Here is a 22373-nt window from a genome sequence, read left to right as displayed (position 1 = left end):
GTACTAATTGGCCGAAATGACGGTTTTGCAGGAGGGCTCGGTTGTGAGAAAAATCAAGCTTTCAATCGCTTTCGCCATGGCATTGTTTTGCCTTGCGGCCGTCGCCGAAGAATCGGGATTCGAGCTCAACCGGCAGGCGCTGATCGCGGCGCGCGCAGGCAATTTCGCATCGCTCCAACGGCTGGTCGAGCAGGGCGCGGCGGTCAACTCGCGCAACCGCTTCGGCGACACCCTGCTGCTGATGTCGATCAAGAGCGGGCAGATGGACATGTTCCGCTACCTCATCGACCACGGTGCCGATGTCAATCTCGCGAACGTATCGAAAGTCACGCCGCTGATGGCGGCCGCCTTCGTCGGCAACAAGGACATGGCCAACATGCTGCTCGACCGCAATGCGAACATCACGGCACAGGATCATCTGCACAAGACGGCGATGGTCTATGCCGCCGGCAACGGCAAGACGGGCGTGGTCGATCTGCTGCTGTCGAAAGGCGTCATGCCGAACGAGCGCTACGACAATGAGCTGACCGCACTGATGTGGGCGGCGGGCAATGGCCATCTCGATACCGTGCGCTTCCTGCTCGATCATGGCGCGGATGCGCGACTGCTCGACAATCGCGGCAAGAGCGCCCTGCAGATCGCCACCGAAAGCCGCCAACCCGACATCGCGGCGCTGTTGCAGCAGCAAACCCCGCGCGGCAAATGAGCTGCCGTGCCGGACGGGCGCGCCCGTCACCAACTCCTTTTTTGCCGCGATAGCCTGACCGCCGCTCCGCTCCCGCTTCGCGACTTGCTTCGCTGAACTGTTGTATATTTCTATCGGGAAATTTCATGCCAACGACGTCTCGCCGGAATCCGGTTGCTTGTCATGCATGATTGACAATGGTTGCGCCCGCAACGCATGTCCTGCCAAAACGGTTCGCGAACGCTCGAACACCCCGCATTCACATCTGTACACAGGAGTTGTGCCCATGGAGGCAACGAATCTGCAGCCGCTGTCGCTTTCGCTCGACCAGGCAAGCGGCGAATTGCGCGTCCGCTTCAATCCTGCCGCCGGCATGCCGCCGCCCGATCGCACCGGGATCCGGCAGGAGTTGAGCAGCAAGGGTTGGGGCAGTTTCTATTTCGACGACAAGGCGGTTATCGAATTCATCGGCGCCTGCCGCACGGCCGCCGAACCGCTGGAGATGACGATCGGCGCCCGCCGCGACGGCGAATTCGCGCTGAAAGTGAGCGAGGACATGCTGACCGCATGGCTGACACTGGTGCCGGCGTGCGGCGGCGAAGCGGTGACCCAGAGCGAACTGAGCGATGCCTTGCGCGCCGAAGGCATCGTGTACGGCATCCGTCATGACGAGATCAAGGCTGCATTTGCCGCCGGTCAGTGCGAACGCCTCGCCATCGCCTGCGGCGAGCCGGTCGTGGAGGGCGAGCCGACCCGCTTCGAAACCCTGTACGACCGGGCCGAGGATCCGCCCCCCGCGGAAGATCTCGACCGCATCAAATACACCGACTTCTGCCACATCCTGCTGGTGCAGACCGGCGATGCCCTGATGCGGCGCATCCCGCCGGTACCCGGCAAGAACGGTACCAACATCAAGGGACATCCGCTGCTGCCGCAGCCGACGCCCAACATCGCCTTTCTCAATGATCTGAAGGGCGCGGCGCTCGACCAGAAGGACCCGAACCTGCTGATCGCGACCTCCGGCGGCCAGCCCGCGCTCGCCGGCAACGGCGTGACGGTCAATCCCGTGATCGAAGTGCTGGATGTGGACCTCGGTACCGGCAGCATCGAGTTCGACGGCACGCTGCGCGTCGGCGGCGACGTCAAGGCCGGCCTGCGCATCAAGGTCACGGGCGACGTGGTCGTGAACGGCACGGTCGAGGCGGCGGAGATTGTCGCCGGCGGCAACGTCGCGGTACGCAACGGCATCGTCGGCCATCTCGATTCCCGTTCGGGCGCGCAGGCGCTGCCGGACACCACGACGCGCATCTTCTGCGAAGGCGTGGTGCAGGCGCTGTTCATGGAAAACGCGCACATCGAAGCCGGCAAATCGATCGTGATCGAACGCAGCGCGCGCCAGTGCGAACTGCTCGCGCGCGAGGAAATCGTGGTTGGCAAGGAGGGCAGGAACGGGCATATCGTCGGCGGCAGCGCGCAAGCCACGAATCGCATCGCCACCGGCACCCTCGGCACCACCACCGGCATCAAGACCCAGCTGCAGGTCGGACTCGACCCCTACCTGGAAAAGCAGATCGCGGAAAAGGATGCTGAGTTCAAGCGCCGCTGCGACGAACTCGACCGCGTCATCAAGCTGATGACCTTTCTGAAGCAGAATCCGAAAAAGGGTGAGGGCGGCATCGCCGAAAAAGCGGAAGCGACGCGCCGGCAATTGCTGGCGATGATCGACACCCTGACCGCCGAATTGAAATCCCTGCGCGCCAGGCTGGAACTGGCCGAACAGGCACAAGTGGAAGCTGCAGTCGCAGTCTGTTACGGCGTCGAGGTGCGCATTGCGCAGCAAGTCTGGCAGGCGCGCGAAGATGGCGGCCGCACGGTGATTCAGCTCAAGGGCGGCAAGATGGCGGTCAGCAGATAAGCCGGCTTATCGCTGCCCCTTCACCGCGCCGGCGGTGAAAACAGCACGAATCACTGCCCGAATCACTGCCGATCATCAGCTTGCTCCGAGCGACTGCCATAGGCGGCCAGAGCTTCCTTGAGCAACTTCAGTGTAGACGACCCCAGCTCGTCTTCGATCTCCTTCTCTGCCTGCTGCAAAGCGATGTGAAAAGCCTTGAGCCATTGAAGGCCTGCATCGGTAAAAAACACGATTCTGGCACGCTTGTCGCCGGGATCGGGTTTGCGCTCAATCAAACCGCGGCCTTCAAGCTGAACAATCAGTTCGCCCATCGACTGCTTTGTGATCGAGGCGCGCTTGGCGAGGTCGGTCGCTCGCGTGCCTTCAATATCCAGATTGCGCGTGATGGTGATATGACTCAGCGAGAGTCCTCCCTGGCCGGCTTCGTCCATTTGCTGCAGGATCCGGTTTTCAAAGCGGTCAATCGCATTGTTCAAGAGGCGACCGATGTTGTGTTTTCTCCAGCTCTGATCATCCGCCCAATGCATGATCGACTTTGTCGACTCGGGTTTCTCTGCGGAGATGGTTTTTCTTGCCGGGCTGCGGCTTCCGGTTTTTGACCTGCTCATTTCTTTTGCTGTTTTCCTCTGAATGCGGCGTGGTGATGAACAATCTGAACGCCTTGCGAACAAATCCCCGTCGTGCCGTCGGGCGACTTTCCCATCATATCGTGATGCCCCAATTTCCAGATAGCGTCCGGTGTGCTCGCCGTTCAATCAGCGCGCTTGACAATATAGTCAGGCAACCTTACTATAAATCGCATCTTGTTTTCATCCTGTTTGGGGAGTACGCGATGTTGCCCGGTAAGAGTTCGGTGGTCATAGTGGGAGGCGGGCCTTGTGGCTTGATGTTGGCGAACGAGCTTGGCCGACGTGGGATCACGGCGGTGCTGGTGGATGAGAAGCCGAGTACCGCATTCAATCCGCAGGCGAACGCCACTCAGGCGCGCTCGATGGAGCATTTCCGCCGGCACGGTTTTGCCGACGAAATACGCAGCCTCGGTCTGCCGCCCGACTTTCCGACCGATATCGCCTACTACACGCGCTATGCCGAGCACGAACTCGGGCGTTTCCGTTTGCCGTCGGCGCAGGAAGCCAAGGCAAAGGTCAACACTTTGTCCGGCTCCTGGAGTGCAGCCGAGTTGCCGCACCGTGTATCGCAGAAATTCGTTGAGGCAGTCTTGCGCAAGCATGCAGAAGCGTTGCCGGGAATATCGGTCAACTACGGTTGGCGCATGACCGATTACCGCGATCTCGGAAATTCCGTGGAGGTCGATGTGGTTCATGTGACGGACGGCACTCGGCAGACGCTCACGGCCGACTATCTGGTCGGCGCCGATGGGCCGCGCAGCAAGGTTCGCGAGAAGCTGGGCTTCCGCTACACCGGCGAAACCGGCGTGGTGCGCGATTTCATGGGCGGACGCATGTATGCCATCTATGCGCGCGCGCCGGAATTCTATCGCGCCGTGCCGCATGCGCCGGCATGGATGAATGTCTGCTTCAACCCGGAGCGCCGGGCGTTCATGGCATCCGTCGATGGCAAGGGCGAGTTCGCGTTTCACACACAGCTCAAGGCGCACGAAGACGAAAAGGAAATCACCGACGAGGACGCGTGCCGGATGTTCCAGGCTGCGGTCGGCGCGCCGGTTCCGGTGGAAATCCTGTCGCGCGGATCGTGGACGGCGGGCCACGCCCTGGTTGCCGATCATTTCCAGGCGGGCCGCGTGTTCCTGGGCGGCGATGCCGTGCATTTGTTCACCCCGACCGGCGGTCTGGGCTACAACACGGCGGTCGAAGATGCCGTGAATCTCGGTTGGAAGCTGGCGGCCGTCCTCAAGGGAATCGCCAGCGCCGATCTGCTTGTCAGCTATGAAGCCGAGCGCCGTCCCCTTGCGGTACGCAACACGAGCTTCGCCAAGACCTTTGCCGACTCGCTGGGTCTGTACGCACCCGTGCCGGAGATCGAAGACGACACCGAGGCAGGCGCCAAGGCGAGGCGCGAGGCCGGCGCCTATCTGGAAGCGCACGGCCGCGCCGAGTTCAATATTCCCGGCGTCACCTTCGGTGGACGTTACGACGGCTCGCCCGCCATCGTCTCCGACGGCAGCCTGCCGCCGCCCGATGCGGCGAACGAATACATTCCCAGCGCCTGCCCCGGCGGGCGCCCGCCGCATCTGTGGTTGGCCGACGGTTCGTCGCTGTTCGACACATTCGGATTCGAATGGACCTTGCTGTGTTTCGCAGGACAAGAGGGCGGCGCGCCGATGGAGCAGGAGGCGAAGCGTCGCGGTATCGATCTGAAAATGGTGCATCTGCCCGTGCCGGAAGCGCGCCGTCTCTACGAAGCGGATTTCGCATTGATCCGGCCGGATCAGATCGTGGCCTGGCGCGGCAATTCCTGTATTGAGGCCGGCGAGATTCTCGGCCGGATATTAGGCAACCCGGCAGCTTGGGAGGTGGACATGCATAGGTGCGCCACGCGCACCCTGCAGACACCTTGCCAACCTCTCTCAACCCGATCCACGTAGGTGAACACCATGCGCAACTTGAATGAAGACACCATCACGCAAGCCGTGCTTGCACGCCACGCCGACATGTCGGACGAGCGCCTGCAGGAAATCATGACCAGCCTGGTCCGGCATCTGCACGATTTCGCGCGCGAGGTCCGCTTGACCGAGCAGGAATGGGAGCAGGGCATCAAGTTTCTGACCGAGACCGGCCATACCTGTTCCGACAAGCGGCAGGAATTCATCCTGCTGTCCGACACACTGGGACTGTCGACGCTGGTGACGGCACAGAACAATCGCAAGCCGGACGGCTGCACCGAGGCGACCGTGTTCGGACCGTTCCATGTAGAAAATTCACCGGAACATGCCTTGGGCGACGACATTGCCAACGGCGCCAGAGGCGAACCCTGCTTCGTGCGCGGCATGGTGCGCGACATCCTCGGCAAGCCGGTACCGCACGCCATGATGGAAGTCTGGCAGGCGGATGAAGATGGCTTTTACGACGTGCAGTATCCGGAGCTGGACGCGCTTCAAGGGCGCGCGACGCTGCATGCCGATGCCGACGGCACTTTCCATTTCCGCAGCATCGTGGCCAATCCGTATCCGATCCCGCACGACGGACCGGTCGGACGGATGCTGGCCGCGCTGGGACGGCATCCATGGCGACCGGCACACTTGCACTTCCTGATCAAGGCAGAAGGTTACGAGACCTTGATCACGCACGTCTTCCGCGATGGCGATCCGTATCTCGATTCCGACGCCGTGTTCGGCGTGCGCTCGACGCTGGTCGCCGATTGGGTGCGGCACGAGCCTGGCATCGCGCCCGACGGCACGCAGATGAAGGTGCCGTTCTACACGCTCGACTACGACTTCGTTCTCAATCCTGTTTCATCGGAGCGCTGATCATGCAGCCATTCGTCTACAACAGTCAGGCATCACGCGTCGTGTTCGGCGCAGGCAGTTTGCGTCATCTGGTCCGCGAGATCGACCTGCTCGGCGCGCGTCGCGCGCTCGTGCTGTCCACGCCGGAACAACGGAGCAGCGCCGAGCATGTCGCCGCGCTCATCGGCGAGCGCTGCGCCGGCATCTTCGACCGCGCCGTGATGCACGTGCCGATCGAAACGGCGCGTGAGGCGCGTGAAGTTGCGGCGCGGCTGAATGCCGATTGCGCGGTCGCCATCGGCGGCGGCTCGACCACCGGACTCGGCAAGGCGATCGCGCTGGAGTCGTCGCTGCCCATTCTCGCCATTCCCACCACGTATGCGGGAAGCGAGATGACGCCGATCTACGGCATCACGGAAGCCGGTCTGAAGAAGACCGGGCGCGATGCCCGCGTGCTGCCGAAGACCGTGATCTACGATCCGGAGTTGACGACCGGATTGCCGGCGCAGCTGTCGGTCACCAGCGGTATCAATGCGATCGCGCACGCGGCCGAAGGCCTGTACGCGCAAGACGCCAATCCCGTCATGTCGCTGTTCGCGGAAGAGGGCATCCGCGCGCTGGCGCAGGGGCTGCCGCGCGTGGTCGCCAGTCCGGACGACATCGCGGCGCGCAGCGACTGCCTGTACGGCGCGTGGCTGTGCGGCGCGGTGCTCGGCAGCGTCGGCATGGCGCTGCATCACAAGCTTTGCCATACGCTGGGCGGCAGCTACAACCTGCCGCATGCCGAGACCCACACCATCGTGCTGCCGCATGCGCTGGCCTACAACGCCGCTGCCGCACCCGACGCCATGCATCGCATCGCGCGCGCCTTGCATGCGACGGACGCAGCACAAGGCGTCTTCGACCTGGCGCAGTCGCTCGGCGTCACGGTCGCCTTGAAGGACATCGGCATGCCGGCCGACCAGCTCGACCGCTGCGCCGGGATCGCCACGCAGAATGCCTACGCCAATCCGCGCCCGGTGGAAAGGGGCGCGATTCGTGCGCTGCTGGAGGATGCCTATCAGGGCAAGCGCCCGGCCGCGCGTGCAGCATCAGATTGATTTTTTTTTCCCGGTGTCTATTCAAGCGCTCACACAAGAGGCGCAATCCCAACCGCTGTACTTCAAGGAGGAGATCACATGAAACTCAAGAGCATCCTGCATTCTGTCGCCATCGCCGGCATGCTGGGCAGCGCGGCGCTCGCCGCGCATGCGCAGGAAACCATCAAGGTCGGCGTGGTCGCCGCCTTCTCGGGACCGTTCGCCGACTACGGCAAGCAGATGGAAGGCGGCATCAAGGCCTACATGAAGGAGCACGGCGACAAGGTTGCCGGCAAGAAGGTCGAGCTCATCCTCAAGGACACCACCGGCGCTGCGCCCGAGATCGCCAAGCGCGCGGCACAGGAACTGGTGGTGCGCGACAAGGTGGATTTCCTCGCCGGCTTCGGCCTGACGCCGGAAGCGCTGGCGGTCGCACCGATCGCCGAACAAGCCAGGAAGCCGATGATCGTCATGAACGCGGCCACCTCCGTCATCACCGCCAAATCGAACTACATCACCCGCGTGTCGATGACGCTGGCGCAAGTGTCCGCGCCGATGGCAAGCTGGGCGCTGAAGAATGGCATCAAGCGCGTGGTGACGCTGGTGTCCGATTTCGGCCCCGGCATCGATGCTGAAACCATGTTCAAGACCACTTTCATCGGCGGCGGAGGACAAGTGATGGAAACGATTCGTGTGCCGCTGAAGAGTCCCGAGTTTTCACCCTTCATCCAGCGCATCAAGGATGCCAGGCCGGAAGCCGTATTCGTCTTCGTGCCCGCTGGAGAGCAGGGGATTGCCTTCATGAAGAGCTACCGCGAGCGCGGCCTGGCGCAAGCCGGCATCAAGGTCATCGCGACCGGCGACCTGACCGATGACTACGTGTTGCCGGCGATGGGCGATGCGACACTGGGCGCCATCACCTCTTACCATTACTCCACCGCGCACAACTCCCCGGAAAACAAGGCGTTCCTGAAGAGCTTCGCCGCCGCCAACCCGAACGGTGGCCGCCCGAATGCCATGGCGGTTGCGGGTTACGACGGCATGCACCTCATCTATGAAGTGTCGAAGAAGCTCAATGGAAAGATCGACGGCGACAAGGCCATGGCCTTGGTGAAGGGCATGAAGATCAACAGCCCGCGCGGACCGATCGCCATCGACCCGCAAACGCGCGACGTGATCCAGACCGTGTACATCCGCAAGGTCGAAAAAGTCGACAACCAGCTCTACAACGTCGAGTTCGACAAGATTGAAAACGTGAAAGACCCGGGCAAGTGATCCGGGACTGGCCCAATAAAACGCCGCCTCACCGGGCTAGCCGGTCACTTAAGATGTTGACGAGAAATCTCGCCCCGGTATGATTAAAAGCCCCTCACGAATCGTTGAGGGGCTTTGTTTTTCCGACACTGCAATTCAAAGGGGAATTTATGACGAACGTGCCACCTGAACTGATTGCCTACCACCAGTCAGGGAAATCGCTGGTATGCGAACTCGATGTCAGTCCTTTTCTGTGCGAATTTTGGCCATTAGACGAACTGGAGCGTTATAACCAGGAATATGAAGTGTCCGAATACGCTGCGGGCTACTTTGGCTTTGCGACAAATGGTGGTGGCGAAATGTATGCAATTTCTCCGTCCGGGACGGTAGTTTATCTACCGTTCATCGGAATGGAGCCAGAAGCAGCACGGGAAATTGCAGCAAGTTGGCATTCCTTCGAAGGGATGCTGAGGAATGCCCTTTAATCGCTCCCCCTTACTTGAATGTGCCGAATTCAGCGCTGATTCAGCATGAAATACAGAATATCCTCCGGAGCCACTGGCCCTTTTGCCAACCCTAACCGCATCGCCGGCGTGCTTCCATCTTTTCCCGTTTCACAATAGTTGTAATAAATCCTAAAAATTTCGAGCGCTTTGGCCAGATTGGCAGGTTGATAGACGCAGTATCCGTACCAGGTCCGGCCAGCCTTAGATGAGGTTCCGATTGGGCGCTCTGCCAGAGAAAGACGCCGCCGCACCTGCATGAAATAACGGTCTATGGGATGTAAAGTTGCCTTCAGGTACAGCCGGGCTGCATGGTCTTCATCGTAATCGCCCATGTCGGTGAGCCAGCAGACTCGCTTGTCCGGTTCCGTCATAGTGGGTAGTGGGTTGCGACAACCACCGGTCATTCCACTTGCCGATTGAAGCCATTCGCTGCATTTCTTCTTTGACCAAAAGCATTTTCATCTCATGGTCGGATAAACCCGGATAGGCAGTTTTTGCGCTCTCGAACCTTTCCTTTGCCACTTTGGTCGCCTGCCGCTTAGCGTCGACGGTGGACTCCTTCATCACTTTCACATAGAAGGCGTCCGCAGTTCTGGCCTTGATACGGTCACCGACCGCCGCCATCACAGCCGCGCGCAGACCGGATTCCTGGTCCATGAAGAAGCGTAACTTCTTTGCTCGGTAAAGGAGGCGAGAAACAAGCTGGATGTGTGCGTTCATGCTGACCTGCTCATGAACTTGCATTCCCGCCCGAGGCACAGTCTCTTCGGCCGAAGGTGCATGACTTGCCTCAATATCTTCTCGTTCAAGGGCCACTTCATAGGTAGCCACAATCTCTGCCGACAAAGCGTCCTTACCGTCCTTCTTGGTCTGCCGAAGTGCGCGTTTTCGAGCCGAATCCGATTTGTTGCGGGATGCCGCCTCTGCGTAATCTCTTTCCAGCCAGACGCGAGCGTAACGTCGAAACGGCTGAGCAAGGTGATGGTCGCCAAAGCGCATCATGTCCTCCGCAACCAATTCTGGGTCTAATTCACCATCGAAGTTGAGGTGCATCCCGAACACATAGCCGGATTCGAGGTCGGCGCTGCCAATAGCCTGCAGGGCGACATTGCGTCGGTCTTTGCGAGACGCCCAGTTGACGATGTGGTTTTGCCGGTCGACGCAGATGTACCGAGTATTCAGGTCGTGTTCTGTCAATTGCCTCTCTCGGTCTCCCGCAAAGCGCTGACATTGCTGATAAATGAAGTCGATTTTGCGGAATACAGTCTGCATCGTCAGCCCGGTCACGGCGCTGATACGCCGCAGGGGCGACTTATTTACCAAAAGCATAAAAATATCGCGATTTTTATGCGTAATCCGCTGCCGCTGCGTTGCCTTCGCTTGTCCAACAGAGGCCACTTTTCCGCAAGCAAGGCACTTGAATCGAGGAATGCCAGACTTCGTTTTGCCAAATTTGACGTAGCGCCGTTTTTCTTCCGTCTGAGGCAGCCCGAAGTGCGAGCACTCCCTATTCGAGCAGGAAAAATCGGTCGGAGCATCCAAATAGGCAGCAAGGCGCATCATTTCTTCAACGATGGCTAGGTTGCTCTGCATTGGTATGTGCTCTCTGCATAGCTCGCAACGAAGAAGAGGCTTACCGGCACCGGCGGCGACTACAGTGTAATCACTAGGTTCGGGCAGGCTACCGGCCTTTCTGCGGCTGGTTTTTTCTTTTGGAGGGACGCCAAAATTGGCGCAAGCAGGATTCTTGCAGTGATTGACCTGTATGCCTTTGACGGAAGGAGGGTATCGCCAGGCAGGCCCTGCTGAAGGAGATTTTTTCTTAAGAATATGCCCTCCGTATCATGAGACACGGAGGGCATTATAGGCAGCCTACTAGCCGATTATCAACACCTTAAGTGACCGGCTAGCCTCGCCGGGCGGCGTTTTTTATTGTGTCATTGGAGAATCAGACGACGCTTCAAGCCACATGCTGTGCCAGCAAGAAAATCCCGGCACGACTCGCCAGCGACATCAAAAGATCTCGCCAGGCCCCGGCGCCAGTGCTGTCAAACCATGGCACGAGGGATAAGCGTGGCATCAATGCAATTTATATGGATCGCATGATTTCGATAATCAAATAAAATCGGTCAATTTTTATATAAATAAACATACTTAGGCCATTAATTTTCATAATTCGATGTTTTGATGGGTCGATTGAGTACAAAAAAAACATCTTCCCTTCTAAAATCTCGCCCTATGAATATCGGATTTCTCGCGCGTGAATAGCGAAAAATCACCCGAAAAACATTCGCAAGACAGTCGCCGCATTACATTGCATGTCAGGCAAGTCGTCGTGGCGTCATTACCCGTCGTTCCGGCCAGGTCCGTATTCCCAACCGCAGTTCACTCAATCATTTTCAGGAGCTAACAAGATGAGCAAGACCGTATACACCCAGGAACATGAATGGCTGCGCATTGAAGCCGATGGTCTGGTCACGGTTGGCATTACCGATTACGCGCAGGACCATCTTGGCGATCTGGTGTATGTCCAGTTGCCCGAGGCCGGCAAGGAAATCGGCAAGGGCGAGGAAGCCGCGGTCATCGAATCGGTCAAGACCGCCGGCGAGATCCTGATGCCGGCTGCCGGTGCCGTCGTCGAAGCGAACGCATTGCTGGCCGACGAGCCGGGCAAGGTGAATGCAGATCCGATGGGCGCGGGCTGGTTCTTCAAGTTCAAGCCGAATGACGTCACCGCCCTGGACGGTCTGCTCGACGAAGCCGGTTACAAGACTTATATCGACACGCTCGGCTGAAACCAGGCATTTTCCGATTTGCGCCGGGCCGGGGACTTGCGGCCGCGCCCCCGAACTACATGTCATTTGTTTTGAGAGGTAACCATGATTCAGAAACGAGCTGCTTTCGAGGACTTGCAACAGCACACGGATTTCATCGACCGGCACATCGGGCCTGGTGAAGCCGACAGGAAGGCGATGCTGGCAGCGCTCGGATTTGATTCCATGGATGCCTTCATCAAGAAAGTGGTGCCGGGCGCGATCCTGACGAACGAGGCCTTGAAACTGGATGCCGCGCGCAGCGAGCCGGAAGTGCTGGACGAGTTGCACAAGATCGCATCGAAGAACCAGGTGTTCAAGTCCTACATCGGCATGGGCTACTACAACACGCACACGCCGACCGTCATCCTGCGCAACCTGCTGGAAAACCCCGCCTGGTATACCGCCTACACGCCGTATCAACCGGAAATTTCGCAGGGTCGCCTGGAGTCCTTGCTGAATTTCCAGACGATGGTGTGCGACCTCACCGGCATGGAAATCGCCAATGCGTCCCTGCTGGACGAGGCGACTGCGGCGGCGGAGGCGATGACCTTCTGCCAGCGCGTATCGAAGAGCAAGAGCAAGGTTTTCTTCGTGTCGCAGGACTGCTTCCCGCAAACGATCGACGTCGTGCGCACGCGCGCCGAGCCGATCGGGGTTGAGGTGGTGGTCGGCGATCATCGCACCGCGCTTGATGGCCTCGACTGCTTCGGCGTGCTGCTGCAATATCCGGCGCTGGACGGCGAAATTCACGACTATGCGGATACGGTCGCCAGGGCGCACGGCAAGGGCGCGCTGGTCGTGGTCGCCGCCGATTTGCTGGCGCTGACACTGCTGACGCCGCCGGGCGAATTCGGCGCCGACGTCGCGATCGGCTCGGCGCAGCGATTTGGCGTGCCGCTCGGCTACGGCGGTCCGCACGCCGCCTATTTCGCGACGAAGGATGCGAACAAGCGCCTGATGCCCGGCCGCGTGGTCGGCGTGTCGATCGATAGTCACGGCAACAAGGCTTACCGTCTGGCGCTGCAGACACGCGAACAGCACATCCGCCGCGAAAAGGCGACCAGCAACGTGTGCACCGCGCAGGTGCTGCTCGCGAACATGGCGAGCATGTACGCGGTCTATCACGGTCAGGAAGGTTTGAAGACCATCGCGCAGCGCGTGCATCGTTTGACCGCGGCTTTTGCCGAGGGCTTGCGCAAGATGGATTTCGCCGTGCGCACAACGTCCTTCTTCGACACCATCACGGTACGCACCGGCAACCGCACCCAGGAAATCCACGAAGCGGCAAGGAGCCGCGCGATCAACCTGCGTCCGATCGATAGCGACACCGTCGGCCTCTCGTTCGACGAGACGACGACGCCCGAAGACCTCGCCGTCTTGTGGTCGGTCTTCGCCGGAACCGGCAAGACGGTACCGTCCTTCGCGGCAGTCGAGCAGGAAACCTCCGATCGCGCCGATCGCATTCCGGCCGCAATTGCGCGCACAAGCGCATTCCTCACGCATCCGGTGTTCAACACCCATCATTCGGAAACCCAGATGCTGCGCTACCTGCGCATGCTGGCCGACAAGGACCTGGCGCTGGACCGCACCATGATCCCGCTCGGCTCCTGCACGATGAAGCTGAACGCGACCACGGAAATGATTCCAGTGACCTGGAAGGAGTTCGGCAACATCCACCCCTTTGCACCGCTGGAGCAGGCGCAGGGCTATCAGCAACTGATCACCGAACTCGAACAGATGCTGGTCGCGTGCACCGGCTATGACGCGGTGTCGCTGCAACCGAATGCCGGTTCGCAAGGCGAATACGCCGGCTTGCTGGCGATCCGCGCGTATCACCAGAGCCGCGGCGAAGGCGCTCGCAATGTCTGCCTGATTCCGAGCTCTGCGCACGGCACCAATCCGGCGACCGCGCAGATGGTGGGCATGAAGGTGGTTGTGGTCCAGTGTGACGAACGCGGCAACGTCGATGTCGCCGATTTGAAGGCCAAGGCCGATGAGCATGCGTCCGACCTCGCCGCGATGATGATTACCTATCCGTCGACGCACGGCGTGTTCGAAGAGGCGGTTCGCGAAATCTGCGACATCGTCCATTCGCACGGCGGCCAGGTCTATATCGACGGTGCCAACATGAATGCGATGGTCGGCCTGTGCCAGCCGGGCAAGTTCGGCGGCGACGTGTCGCACCTGAACCTGCACAAGACCTTCTGTATCCCGCACGGCGGTGGCGGCCCCGGCGTCGGCCCGATCGGCGTGAAGGCGCACCTCGCGCCCTTCATGCCCGGCCATCGCATGCTGGACAACCACGTTGCGCCGGTGTGCGCGGCACCGTGGGGCAGCGCCAGCATCCTGCCGATCAGCTGGACCTACATCAAGCTGATGGGGCGCCAGGGGCTGAAAGAGGCGAGCCAGATGGCGATCCTCAACGCCAACTACATCGCCAACCGTCTGGCCCCGCACTATCCGATCCTGTACGCGGGCGAGAACGGCATCGTCGCGCACGAGTGCATCGTCGATCTGCGTCCGCTGAAGGACACCGGCGTCACGGTCGATGACGTGGCGAAGCGCCTGATGGACTTCGGCTTCCACGCGCCGACCATGTCCTTCCCGGTACCCGGCACGCTGATGATCGAGCCGACCGAAAGCGAATCGAAGGATGAACTCGACCGTTTCTGCGAAGCGATGATCGCGATCCGCGACGAGATTCGTGCGATCGAAAGCGGCAGCGTGACAGCGGAAGACAGCGCGCTGCGGCATGCGCCGCATACCGCGATGGACATCGCCGGCGAGTGGGGGCGTGTGTATTCGCGCGAGCAGGCGGTGTTCCCGGTTGCGTCCCTGCGCCAGGGTAGCAAGTACTGGCCGCCGGTCGGTCGCGTGGACAACGTGTACGGCGACCGCAATGTGGTCTGTTCCTGCCCGCCGATGTCGGACTACGAGTAAGGGGGCTCGTTCCCTCCCCTTCAAGGGGAGGGCTAGGGGCGAAGCAGGGAATTCGAGCGGCATGCTGCTCGCCTGCGGAGCAGCATTGACTTGCACGTCAATGCGCGCACTGCAAGTGGGGATGGGTCAAAGCCTGCGGCATAGGAAACCCATCCCCATCCCAACCTTCCCCTTGAAGGGGAAGGAGTTTACGCTCCCGCAAGGGGCGGAGGTGGATCACATGGCCATCAGTGTTTTGGAGTTGTTCAAGATCGGAATCGGGCCCTCGAGCTCTCACACGGTCGGACCGATGCGTGCAGCATTGCGCTTCGTCAACGGGTTGAAGGAATCGGGCAAGCTCGCTTCCACCGAAGCAATCAAGTCCGAGCTGTACGGATCACTGGGGGCAACCGGCAAGGGGCACGGCAGCGACAAGGCGGTGCTGCTCGGCCTGCAGGGCGAGGCACCCGACCTCGTCGATACCGATGCCATCGAACAAAAGCTCGCGCAAATCCGAAGCTCGGGCCGCATCAATCTGCTCGGCGAAAAAGAGATTCCCTTCGTCGAGAGCGAGCACCTGCTGCTGTACAGGAAGTCGCTGCCTTATCACCCGAACGGCATGCGTTTCATCGCCTATGACGCGGCGGGTGCGGAAATTCTGAGCAAGGTGTACTACTCGGTAGGCGGCGGCTTCGTGGTGAATGAGGAGGCGGCCGGCGCCGACCGCATCGTCGCGGATACGACCGTGCTCGCGCATCCGTTCAAAAGCGCGGAACAACTGCTTGCGCTGTGCCGGGAAAACGGACTGTCGATCAGCCAGCTCATGCTGGAAAACGAAAGCGCGTGGCGACCGGAAGTGGAAACGCGCAAGGATCTGTTGAAGATCTGGCAGGTGATGCAGGAATGCGTGAAGCGCGGCTGCGAAAAAGAAGGGATTTTGCCGGGCGGATTGAAGGTGCGCCGCCGCGCCGCCGAGTTGTACCGCAAGCTGTCGAGCCAGCCGGAAGCCAGCCTGCGCGATCCTCTGACGACGCTGGATTGGGTCGATGTGTATGCGCTGGCGGTGAACGAGGAAAACGCCGCCGGCGGGCGGGTCGTGACCGCGCCGACCAACGGCGCCGCCGGCATCGTCCCGGCGGTCTTGCATTACTACTCGCGCTTTGTTCCCGGCGCCAGCGACGACGGCGTGATCCGCTTCCTGCTCACCGCCGCCGCGATCGGCATTCTCTACAAGGAGAACGCGTCGATTTCCGGTGCGGAGGTCGGTTGCCAGGGGGAAGTCGGGGTCGCGTGCTCGATGGCTGCGGGCGCACTTGCCGAAGTGATGGGTGGTACGCCGGAGCAGGTCGAGAACGCCGCCGAGATCGGCATGGAACACAACCTGGGACTGACCTGCGATCCGATCGGCGGACTGGTGCAGGTGCCGTGCATCGAGCGCAACGCGATGGGATCGGTCAAGGCGATCAATGCGGCGCGCATGGCGCTACGTGGCGACGGTCACCATTTCGTCTCGCTCGACAAGGTCATCAAGACCATGCGCGAGACCGGCGCCGACATGAAAGTCAAGTACAAGGAAACTGCGCGCGGAGGGCTCGCAGTCAATGTGATCGAGTGCTGAACTGATATTCAATGACAAGGAACGGATTTTCCATGGACAACAACACGCAAACACTGTCGCGCACCCCGCTGTACAAGCTGCACCTCGAACTCGGCGCGCGCATGGTGCCGTTCGCCGGTTACGAGATGCCGGTGCAGTATCCGACCGGCGTGCTGAAGGAGCATACGCACACTCGCACGCAGGCAGGCCTGTTCGACGTGTCGCACATGGGGCAGGTGCGCCTGTCCGGCACGGGGGCGGCGGCCGCGCTGGAATCACTGGTGCCGGTGGACATCGTCGACCTGCCGCTGAACTTCCAGCGTTATGCGATGTTCACCAACGAGCAGGGCGGCATCCTGGACGACCTGATGGTGTCCAATGGCGGCGACCACCTGTTCGTGGTCGTCAACGCCGCGTGCAAACAGCAGGACGTCGCGCATCTGCGCAAGCATCTTGCCGACCGTTGCGAGATCGAGGAACTGGCCGATCGCGCATTGCTGGCGTTGCAAGGCCCGACCGCCGCTGCGGTCATGGCCCGCCTCGCGCCGGAGACTGCGAGCATGATTTTCATGAACACAGGCAAGGTAATGCTGGCGGGCGCGGAGTGCTTCATCAGCCGTTCCGGCTATACCGGCGAAGACGGCTTCGAAATCTCGGTGCCGGCGGACAAGGCGGAGGAGCTGGCGCGCCTGCTGCTCGCGCAACCCGAAGTCGCGCCGATCGGTCTGGGTGCGCGCGACTCGCTGCGCCTGGAAGCCGGTTTGTGCCTTTACGGCCACGACATGGATGCGGGTACGACGCCGGTGCAGGCAGGCCTTGGATGGGCGCTGTCAAAGGCGCGTCGTGCTGACGGCGCGCGCGCCGGCGGCTATCCTGGCGCGGAAGTCATTCTGCGCCAGCTTGCGCAAGGCGCGGCGAACAAGCGCGTCGGCCTGCTGGTGAAGGATCGCATGCCGGTGCGCGAAGGCGCGGAACTGGTGGATATGCAAGGGAAGCCGGTCGGCAAGGTCACCAGCGGCGGCTTCGGTCCGACCGTGGGCGCGCCGGTGGCGATGGGATATGTGGATAGTGCACACGCGCAACTCGGGACCACGCTGCACGCGATCGTGCGCGGCAAGCCGGTACCGGTCGAAGTCGCGAAGACGCCGTTCACGCCGCAACGCTACTACCGAGGCTGAATGAAATGAGCGAAACGAGCAAACCGAGGCAGGACGCGCACAAAACCGCAGCGCCGGTGCAGGCCGGCGTGAAGCTGCGCGGCGCCGAAAAGATGGCGCGGATTCCGATCAAGATAGTCCCAACTGAGCCTGCGCAAATGTTGCGCAAGCCGAAATGGATCCGCGCCGAATTCACCGGCACGCGCGAAGTGCAGCGGCTGAAATCGATTCTGCGCGAAAACAAGCTGCATACCGTGTGCGAAGAGGCGAACTGCCCGAATCTCGGCGAATGCTTCAAGAGCGGCACCGCGACCTTCATGATCATGGGCGACATCTGCACGCGCCGCTGCCCGTTCTGCGACGTCGGCCATGGCCGGCCCAATCCGCTCGATCCCGACGAGCCGAAGAACATGGCGACGACGATCCAGGCGATGGGATTGAAGTACGTGGTGATCACCTCGGTCGATCGCGACGACCTGCGCGATGGCGGCGCCGCGCATTTCGTCGCCTGCATCAGCGAGACGCGCCGACTCAATCCCGGCATCACGATCGAAGTCCTGACGCCCGATTTCCGCGGTCGCGTCGATTCCGCGCTGGAGATTCTGGAACAGGCCCCGCCGGACGTGTTCAACCACAATCTCGAAACCATCCCGCGCCTCTACAAGCAGGCGCGACCGGGTGCGGATTACGAGACCTCGCTGGACCTGCTGCGGCGCTTCAAGCAACGCCATCCGCAAGTGCCGACGAAATCCGGCCTGATGCTCGGCCTCGGCGAAACCATCGAGGAAGTCGAAGCGGTGATGCGCGACATGCGCGAGCACGACATCGACATGCTGACACTTGGACAATACCTGCAACCGAGCGCGCACCATTTGCCAGTGCAGCGTTACGTGACACCGCAGGAGTTCGATGCCTTGCGTGAAGCCGGCGAGAAGATGGGTTTCACGCACGTCGCTTCCGGTCCGATGGTGCGTTCGTCCTACCACGCGGATTTGCAGGCGAAAGAGTTGCTGACACCGCCAGTGTGAGTGCGGGCGGCAACGCGGCTGATGATCGGTCCGGGCGGCGCTGGATGGAAGGAGCCGCCCCTTGCGAGACCTTGCCTGTACGACAGCCCCCGGTTTCCGGCCGGCGCAAAGCAAAAGGGCTACAAGCCGAAACTTGTAACCCCTTGATTTTCTTGGTGGCCCGGGGCGGAATCGAACCACCGACACAAGGATTTTCAATCCTCTGCTCTACCGACTGAGCTACCAGGCCAAGAGCGCGCAAGTATAGCAAAACAGTTGGATTATGCAAGAACCTTTTCCCGGTTGAATCAGTCCCAGCCGTTATAATGGTCTCCACAATCGTTCTGGATTCGGCTCTTCGATATATGCACTTGCAAAGCGATATTTGCATCATTGGCAACGGCGCGGTCGGCAAGGCGGCGGCACTTGGGTTTGCGCAAGCCGGTCTGAGCGTCAACCTGCTGAACCTGGTTGCCGGCGCGCCGCTTGAATCGGCAAGCTCCGATGGGTGGGACGTGCGGGTCTATGCGCTCAATCACGTCGCTCGCAATCTGTTGACATCACTCAAGGTCTGGGATGCGATGGACGCCTCCCGTATCGCGCCGGTCGACAGCATGGTCATCAAGGGCGACGGTGAGCAGCAGGCGGGCAATCTCGTCTTTGACGCCTACGGCGCGCGTACCGATGCGCTGGCCTGGATTGTCGAGGATCGCAACCTGAATCAGGCGCTCGATACGGCGCTGCGCTTCGCGCCGAATCTGCAGGTGATCACCGGGCGGGCGGTGCAACTGCGCACGACCTCTGACAATGCCGAAGTGCAGCTCGACAATGGCGACACGCTCGCAGCCTCGCTGGTGATCGGCGCGGACGGCGGGCAATCCTGGGTGCGCGGCCAGTGCGATATCGACCTCGATTACCGGCCTTACGGCCAGCGTGCCATCGTCACCAATTTCGAATGTGAAAAGCCGCATCACGGTGCGGCGTACCAATGGTTCACCTCGACCGACGGCATCATCGCGCTCCTGCCCCTGCCGGGGCAGCGCGTATCGCTGGTGTGGTCGGCCCCCGATGCATTGGCAGGCAGGCTCCTCGCCGAGCCGCTGTCCAGGCTGGCGGAACAGGTTTCCATACGGTCCGGCCACCCGCTGGGCCAGCTGCGGCCCTTGCAGCCGGAAGCCGTGAAGGCGTTTCCCCTGACGCTGATGCGGCCGCGCGAGATCGTTGCGCCGCGCGTGGCTCTGGTCGGCGATGCCGCGCACGTTGTGCACCCGCTGGCGGGGCAGGGCATGAATCTCGGATTCGGCGATGTGGCAGCCTTGATGAAAGCCGTCGCCGAACGCGAGGAACATCGCGATTGCGGTGACGCGCGCGTGCTGGGCCGCTATGCCCGCTCGCGCAAGGAAGATATCCTGCTGATGCAGGTAGCGACGGACGGACTGGAGCGCCTGTTCGCCTCGGACTTTGAGCCGCTGCGTGTGGCGCGCAACTTCGGATTGAACCTCGTGGACAAGTTGCCTGTCATAAAGAGACGGCTCATTGCTCATGCCCTTGGCAAGACATTTTAAGAACTCGCAATCAGGAACAAGATGAAAATGAAACAAATCGCGGCTGCCGCATTGATCGGACTTGCAACGCTGGGCGCCTCGGCGCAAACCGCGCAGGAAGCGAATATCAGGAAGCTGGTCGAGTCGCGTCTCGGCGAAGGCGCGAAGGTCGATTCCATCACCAAGACGCCGTACTCCGGCCTGTACGAGGTGCGCATCGGTACCGACATTCTGTACACGGATGCCAAGGCGGATTATCTATTCGTCGGCCGCGTGCTCGATGCCAAGACGCATCAGGATTACACCAAGGCACGCATCGATGAAATCTCGAAGATCAAGTTCTCCGATCTGCCTTTCGAGTCCGCATTGAAAACGGTGAAGGGCAACGGCAAGCGCGTGATCGCCGTCTTCGAGGATCCGAACTGCGGTTACTGCAAACGCTTCCGCCAGACCCTGAGCGAAATGGATAACGTGACGGTGTACACCTTCATGTACAACATCCTGTCCGAGGATTCGGCAGTCAAGTCGAAGAATGTTTGGTGCTCGGCGGACAAGTCCAAGGCGTGGGACGACTGGATGCTGAACGGCAAGGCTGCGCCGACTGCGCCCGCCAACTGCGCCACGCCGAATGACAAGATATTCGAGCTCGGACGGAAATTGAAGATCACCGGCACGCCGACCATCTTCTTCACCGACGGCACGCGCGTCCCCGGCGCGATCGACCAGAAGGCGCTGGAAGCCAAGCTGGCGACGATCAAGTAAGGCGGTTTTCTCCCCTCGTCGAAAGCGACCCGCAACGGTTTGTTCCGCGCGGGTCGTTTTGCATTCCGGCGGCCATTTTGCAGCGGACTATAATCGAAGCTCCATTCGAGGAGACACTTCATGTTCAATGCGATCCTGCTCAACAAGAACGCAGACGGCACGACGAACGCCGCGCTCACGCAACTCGATGATGCGCAATTGCCCGCCGACGGCGATGTGATGGTCGCGGTCGACTATTCGACGATCAACTACAAGGATGCGCTGGCGATCACCGGCAAGTCGCCGGTGGTGCGCAAATGGCCGATGGTGCCCGGCATCGACGGCGCGGGCAGCGTGATCGCGTCGTCGCACCCGGACTGGAAGGCCGGCGACACCTTCATCCTCAACGGCTGGGGCGTCGGCGAGGCGCACTTCGGTTGTCTCGCGCAACGGGCCAGACTGAACGGCGACTGGCTGATTCCGCAGCCCAAGCACATGACTTCCCGCAACGCGATGGCAATCGGTACGGCGGGCTACACCGCGATGCTGTGCGCGATGGCGCTGGAAGAGCAGGGCCTGACGAAGGACAGCGGCGAGGTGCTCGTCACCGGAGCGACCGGCGGCGTCGGCAGCATTGCCGTGTCCATCCTCTCCGCCTGGGGCTATCGCGTCACGGCATCGACCGGCAAGCTGGCGGAGGCGGATTACCTCAAATCGCTCGGGGCCAGCGAGATCATCGATCGCGCCGAGCTGTCGGCTCCCGGCGGCAAGCCGCTGCAAAGGGAACGCTGGGCCGGCGTCATCGATTCCGTCGGTTCGCACACGCTGGTCAACGCGCTTGCGCAAACGCGCTACGGCGGCGTCGTTGCCGCATGCGGTCTGGCGCAGGGCATGGATCTTCCGGGCTCGGTCGCGCCATTCATCCTGCGCGGCGTCCGCCTGATCGGCATCGACAGCGTGCAGGCACCCAGAGCGAAGCGGCTCACCGCATGGCAAAAGCTCGCGACCGATCTGGATGTCGGCAAGCTGGCCCGCATCACGCAGGAAATCACCTTGAAGGAGGCACTGACCAAAGCATCCGATGTGCTCGCGGCAAAGGTGCGTGGCAGGCTGGTGGTCAACGTCAATGCCTGACAGGCACTGATCGCTGCTCGCACGCAGGCATGCGCGGCGTGCTCTTCTCCATCCAGCGAAGGGCGCTTGCCGTTACACTATGCGCTTTGCAACCCTCGTGTTCGCGCGCAGAGTTCCGCGTCCTTTCCCTCGATGAATAGTCATCAGATCAACCAGCGCCTCGCTCATCGACTCGGCTACGCCGGTCTTGTTCCCTTCATTCTTCTGACGCTCGGCTGCTGGCTGGCGCATCCCGATTGGCTCGGCGATTTCATTCGCGGGCAATTGGCTTACGGCATCGCGGTGCTGTCTTTTCTCGGCGGCATGCATTGGAGCGCAGCCTTGATGTCGGCCGAATTGTCCGCGGAGCAGGGCAGAAAGGCATTGACATGGGGCGTGATGCCGCCGTTGATTGCATGGAGCGCGACCATGTTCGGCGGTTTCGGCTTTGCCATCCTGATGGCGGGATTCATCGGTGCCTACCAGGCCGACAAGCGCCTGTTCGGTTGGTATCGCCTGCCGGACTGGTTCCTGCAATTGCGATTCAGATTGACATGCATGGTCGTCCCGATGCTTGCGCTGACGGTCATCGCCGCAAACGTGAGAGGCTAGA

19 protein-coding genes and 1 tRNA gene are annotated in these 22373 nt (G+C 61.1%); 16 read left to right on the top strand and 4 right to left on the bottom strand.

All coding sequences use genetic code 11. From position 1 onward, the window contains the following. Positions 1 to 76: 76 nt before the first annotated feature. Together D3870_RS15560 and D3870_RS15555 are read left to right on the top strand one after the other, a co-directional pair. A complete protein-coding gene (locus D3870_RS15560; protein WP_158590481.1) occupies positions 77 to 706 on the top strand; it encodes an ankyrin repeat domain-containing protein in 630 nt (209 codons plus the stop codon). A 265-nt stretch (positions 707 to 971) separates the two neighbouring features. Further along, positions 972 to 2600: a DUF342 domain-containing protein gene (locus D3870_RS15555; protein WP_158590480.1), complete on the top strand. Its 1629-nt coding sequence runs from the start codon at positions 972 to 974 to the stop codon at positions 2598 to 2600. A gap of 62 nt (positions 2601 to 2662) precedes the next feature. Here the strand turns inward: D3870_RS15555 and D3870_RS15550 are convergent, their stop codons facing one another. Further along, positions 2663 to 3208, bottom strand: coding sequence for a MarR family winged helix-turn-helix transcriptional regulator (locus tag D3870_RS15550; protein WP_242489998.1), 546 nt, complete (start codon positions 3206 to 3208; stop codon positions 2663 to 2665). Positions 3209 to 3432: 224 nt separating this feature from the next. On the opposite strand from D3870_RS15550, the gene D3870_RS15545 reads away from it, so the two are divergent. The 5 genes from D3870_RS15545 (at position 3433) to D3870_RS15525 (ending at position 8845) form a co-directional block, all read left to right on the top strand. Beyond that, on the top strand, positions 3433 to 5166 hold the full coding sequence (locus tag D3870_RS15545) for an FAD-dependent oxidoreductase (RefSeq protein ID WP_119740482.1): 1734 nt from the start codon (positions 3433 to 3435) through the stop codon (positions 5164 to 5166). Positions 5167 to 5175: 9 nt separating this feature from the next. Next, on the top strand, positions 5176 to 6048 hold the full coding sequence (locus D3870_RS15540; protein ID WP_119742206.1) for an intradiol ring-cleavage dioxygenase: 873 nt from the start codon (positions 5176 to 5178) through the stop codon (positions 6046 to 6048). Between the two features lie 2 nt (positions 6049 to 6050). Continuing rightward, positions 6051 to 7127 (top strand): maleylacetate reductase, encoded by a 1077-nt coding sequence (locus D3870_RS15535; RefSeq protein ID WP_119740480.1) that lies wholly within the window; start codon positions 6051 to 6053, stop codon positions 7125 to 7127. Positions 7128 to 7247: 120 nt separating this feature from the next. Then, complete coding sequence (locus tag D3870_RS15530; protein ID WP_242490087.1) at positions 7248 to 8381, top strand: ABC transporter substrate-binding protein; 1134 nt, start codon at positions 7248 to 7250, stop codon at positions 8379 to 8381. A gap of 104 nt (positions 8382 to 8485) precedes the next feature. Beyond that, a complete protein-coding gene (locus D3870_RS15525) occupies positions 8486 to 8845 on the top strand; it encodes an SMI1/KNR4 family protein (protein ID WP_277986364.1) in 360 nt (119 codons plus the stop codon). Between the two features lie 29 nt (positions 8846 to 8874). Here the strand turns inward: D3870_RS15525 and D3870_RS15520 are convergent, their stop codons facing one another. Both D3870_RS15520 and D3870_RS15515 read right to left on the bottom strand, forming a co-directional pair. Further along, positions 8875 to 9198: a hypothetical protein gene (locus D3870_RS15520; RefSeq protein ID WP_119740474.1), complete on the bottom strand. Its 324-nt coding sequence runs from the start codon at positions 9196 to 9198 to the stop codon at positions 8875 to 8877. Further along, positions 9182 to 10459: a hypothetical protein gene (locus tag D3870_RS15515; protein ID WP_119740472.1), complete on the bottom strand. Its 1278-nt coding sequence runs from the start codon at positions 10457 to 10459 to the stop codon at positions 9182 to 9184. Before D3870_RS15515 ends, D3870_RS15520 begins: the two co-directional genes overlap by 17 nt. A gap of 821 nt (positions 10460 to 11280) precedes the next feature. On the opposite strand from D3870_RS15515, the gene gcvH reads away from it, so the two are divergent. From gcvH to lipA, 5 genes are all read left to right on the top strand, one after another. Beyond that, a complete protein-coding gene (gene gcvH, locus D3870_RS15510) occupies positions 11281 to 11661 on the top strand; it encodes a glycine cleavage system protein GcvH (RefSeq protein WP_119740470.1) in 381 nt (126 codons plus the stop codon). An 84-nt stretch (positions 11662 to 11745) separates the two neighbouring features. Beyond that, a complete protein-coding gene (gene gcvP / locus D3870_RS15505) occupies positions 11746 to 14622 on the top strand; it encodes an aminomethyl-transferring glycine dehydrogenase (protein ID WP_119740469.1) in 2877 nt (958 codons plus the stop codon). A gap of 220 nt (positions 14623 to 14842) precedes the next feature. Further along, positions 14843 to 16219 (top strand): L-serine ammonia-lyase, encoded by a 1377-nt coding sequence (locus D3870_RS15500; RefSeq protein WP_119740467.1) that lies wholly within the window; start codon positions 14843 to 14845, stop codon positions 16217 to 16219. A gap of 32 nt (positions 16220 to 16251) precedes the next feature. Continuing rightward, the gene (gene gcvT, locus D3870_RS15495; RefSeq protein WP_119740465.1) at positions 16252 to 17376 is read left to right on the top strand and encodes a glycine cleavage system aminomethyltransferase GcvT; all 1125 of its coding nucleotides are present in this window, start codon (positions 16252 to 16254) and stop codon (positions 17374 to 17376) included. A gap of 5 nt (positions 17377 to 17381) precedes the next feature. Then, complete coding sequence (gene lipA, locus D3870_RS15490; protein WP_119740463.1) at positions 17382 to 18383, top strand: lipoyl synthase; 1002 nt, start codon at positions 17382 to 17384, stop codon at positions 18381 to 18383. 153 nt (positions 18384 to 18536) lie between these two features. On the opposite strand, the gene D3870_RS15485 is transcribed toward lipA, so the two are convergent. Continuing rightward, a tRNA-Phe gene (locus D3870_RS15485) sits at positions 18537 to 18612 on the bottom strand. Between the two features lie 115 nt (positions 18613 to 18727). Here D3870_RS15485 and D3870_RS15480 point away from each other — a divergent pair. The 4 genes from D3870_RS15480 to D3870_RS15465 all read left to right on the top strand — a co-directional run bounded on the left by D3870_RS15480 (position 18728) and on the right by D3870_RS15465 (position 22372). After that, positions 18728 to 19927 carry a UbiH/UbiF family hydroxylase gene (locus D3870_RS15480; protein WP_119740461.1) on the top strand — a complete coding sequence of 400 codons (1200 nt, stop codon included), beginning with the start codon at positions 18728 to 18730 and terminating at the stop codon, positions 19925 to 19927. Between the two features lie 21 nt (positions 19928 to 19948). After that, entirely contained in the window at positions 19949 to 20668 is a 720-nt protein-coding gene (locus D3870_RS15475) for a DsbC family protein (RefSeq protein ID WP_119740459.1), read from the top strand. 120 nt (positions 20669 to 20788) lie between these two features. After that, positions 20789 to 21781 carry an acrylyl-CoA reductase (NADPH) gene (acuI, locus tag D3870_RS15470; RefSeq protein WP_119740457.1) on the top strand — a complete coding sequence of 331 codons (993 nt, stop codon included), beginning with the start codon at positions 20789 to 20791 and terminating at the stop codon, positions 21779 to 21781. A 132-nt stretch (positions 21782 to 21913) separates the two neighbouring features. Further along, positions 21914 to 22372: a DUF3429 domain-containing protein gene (locus D3870_RS15465; protein ID WP_119740455.1), complete on the top strand. Its 459-nt coding sequence runs from the start codon at positions 21914 to 21916 to the stop codon at positions 22370 to 22372. The last annotated feature ends 1 nt before the right edge of the window (position 22373 follow it).

Source organism: Noviherbaspirillum cavernae, assembly GCF_003590875.1.
GTDB lineage: Bacteria > Pseudomonadota > Gammaproteobacteria > Burkholderiales > Burkholderiaceae_D > Noviherbaspirillum > Noviherbaspirillum cavernae.
This window is presented reverse-complemented; position numbering and strand designations above follow the sequence as displayed.

Coding starts and splice junctions, on each gene's coding strand:
- D3870_RS15540 (WP_119742206.1), top strand. CDS start 5,176: ATGCGCAACTTGAATGAAGACACCATCACGCAAGCCGTGCTTGCACGC.
- D3870_RS15545 (WP_119740482.1), top strand. CDS start 3,433: ATGTTGCCCGGTAAGAGTTCGGTGGTCATAGTGGGAGGCGGGCCTTGT.
- D3870_RS15530 (WP_242490087.1), top strand. CDS start 7,248: ATGCTGGGCAGCGCGGCGCTCGCCGCGCATGCGCAGGAAACCATCAAG.
- gcvH (WP_119740470.1), top strand. CDS start 11,281: ATGAGCAAGACCGTATACACCCAGGAACATGAATGGCTGCGCATTGAA.
- D3870_RS15520 (WP_119740474.1), bottom strand. CDS start 9,198: ATGGGCGATTACGATGAAGACCATGCAGCCCGGCTGTACCTGAAGGCA.
- D3870_RS15515 (WP_119740472.1), bottom strand. CDS start 10,459: ATGCAGAGCAACCTAGCCATCGTTGAAGAAATGATGCGCCTTGCTGCC.
- D3870_RS15500 (WP_119740467.1), top strand. CDS start 14,843: ATGGCCATCAGTGTTTTGGAGTTGTTCAAGATCGGAATCGGGCCCTCG.
- gcvP (WP_119740469.1), top strand. CDS start 11,746: ATGATTCAGAAACGAGCTGCTTTCGAGGACTTGCAACAGCACACGGAT.
- lipA (WP_119740463.1), top strand. CDS start 17,382: ATGAGCGAAACGAGCAAACCGAGGCAGGACGCGCACAAAACCGCAGCG.
- D3870_RS15480 (WP_119740461.1), top strand. CDS start 18,728: ATGCACTTGCAAAGCGATATTTGCATCATTGGCAACGGCGCGGTCGGC.
- gcvT (WP_119740465.1), top strand. CDS start 16,252: ATGGACAACAACACGCAAACACTGTCGCGCACCCCGCTGTACAAGCTG.
- D3870_RS15475 (WP_119740459.1), top strand. CDS start 19,949: ATGAAAATGAAACAAATCGCGGCTGCCGCATTGATCGGACTTGCAACG.
- acuI (WP_119740457.1), top strand. CDS start 20,789: ATGTTCAATGCGATCCTGCTCAACAAGAACGCAGACGGCACGACGAAC.
- D3870_RS15550 (WP_242489998.1), bottom strand. CDS start 3,208: ATGAGCAGGTCAAAAACCGGAAGCCGCAGCCCGGCAAGAAAAACCATC.
- D3870_RS15555 (WP_158590480.1), top strand. CDS start 972: ATGGAGGCAACGAATCTGCAGCCGCTGTCGCTTTCGCTCGACCAGGCA.
- D3870_RS15535 (WP_119740480.1), top strand. CDS start 6,051: ATGCAGCCATTCGTCTACAACAGTCAGGCATCACGCGTCGTGTTCGGC.
- D3870_RS15465 (WP_119740455.1), top strand. CDS start 21,914: ATGAATAGTCATCAGATCAACCAGCGCCTCGCTCATCGACTCGGCTAC.
- D3870_RS15560 (WP_158590481.1), top strand. CDS start 77: ATGGCATTGTTTTGCCTTGCGGCCGTCGCCGAAGAATCGGGATTCGAG.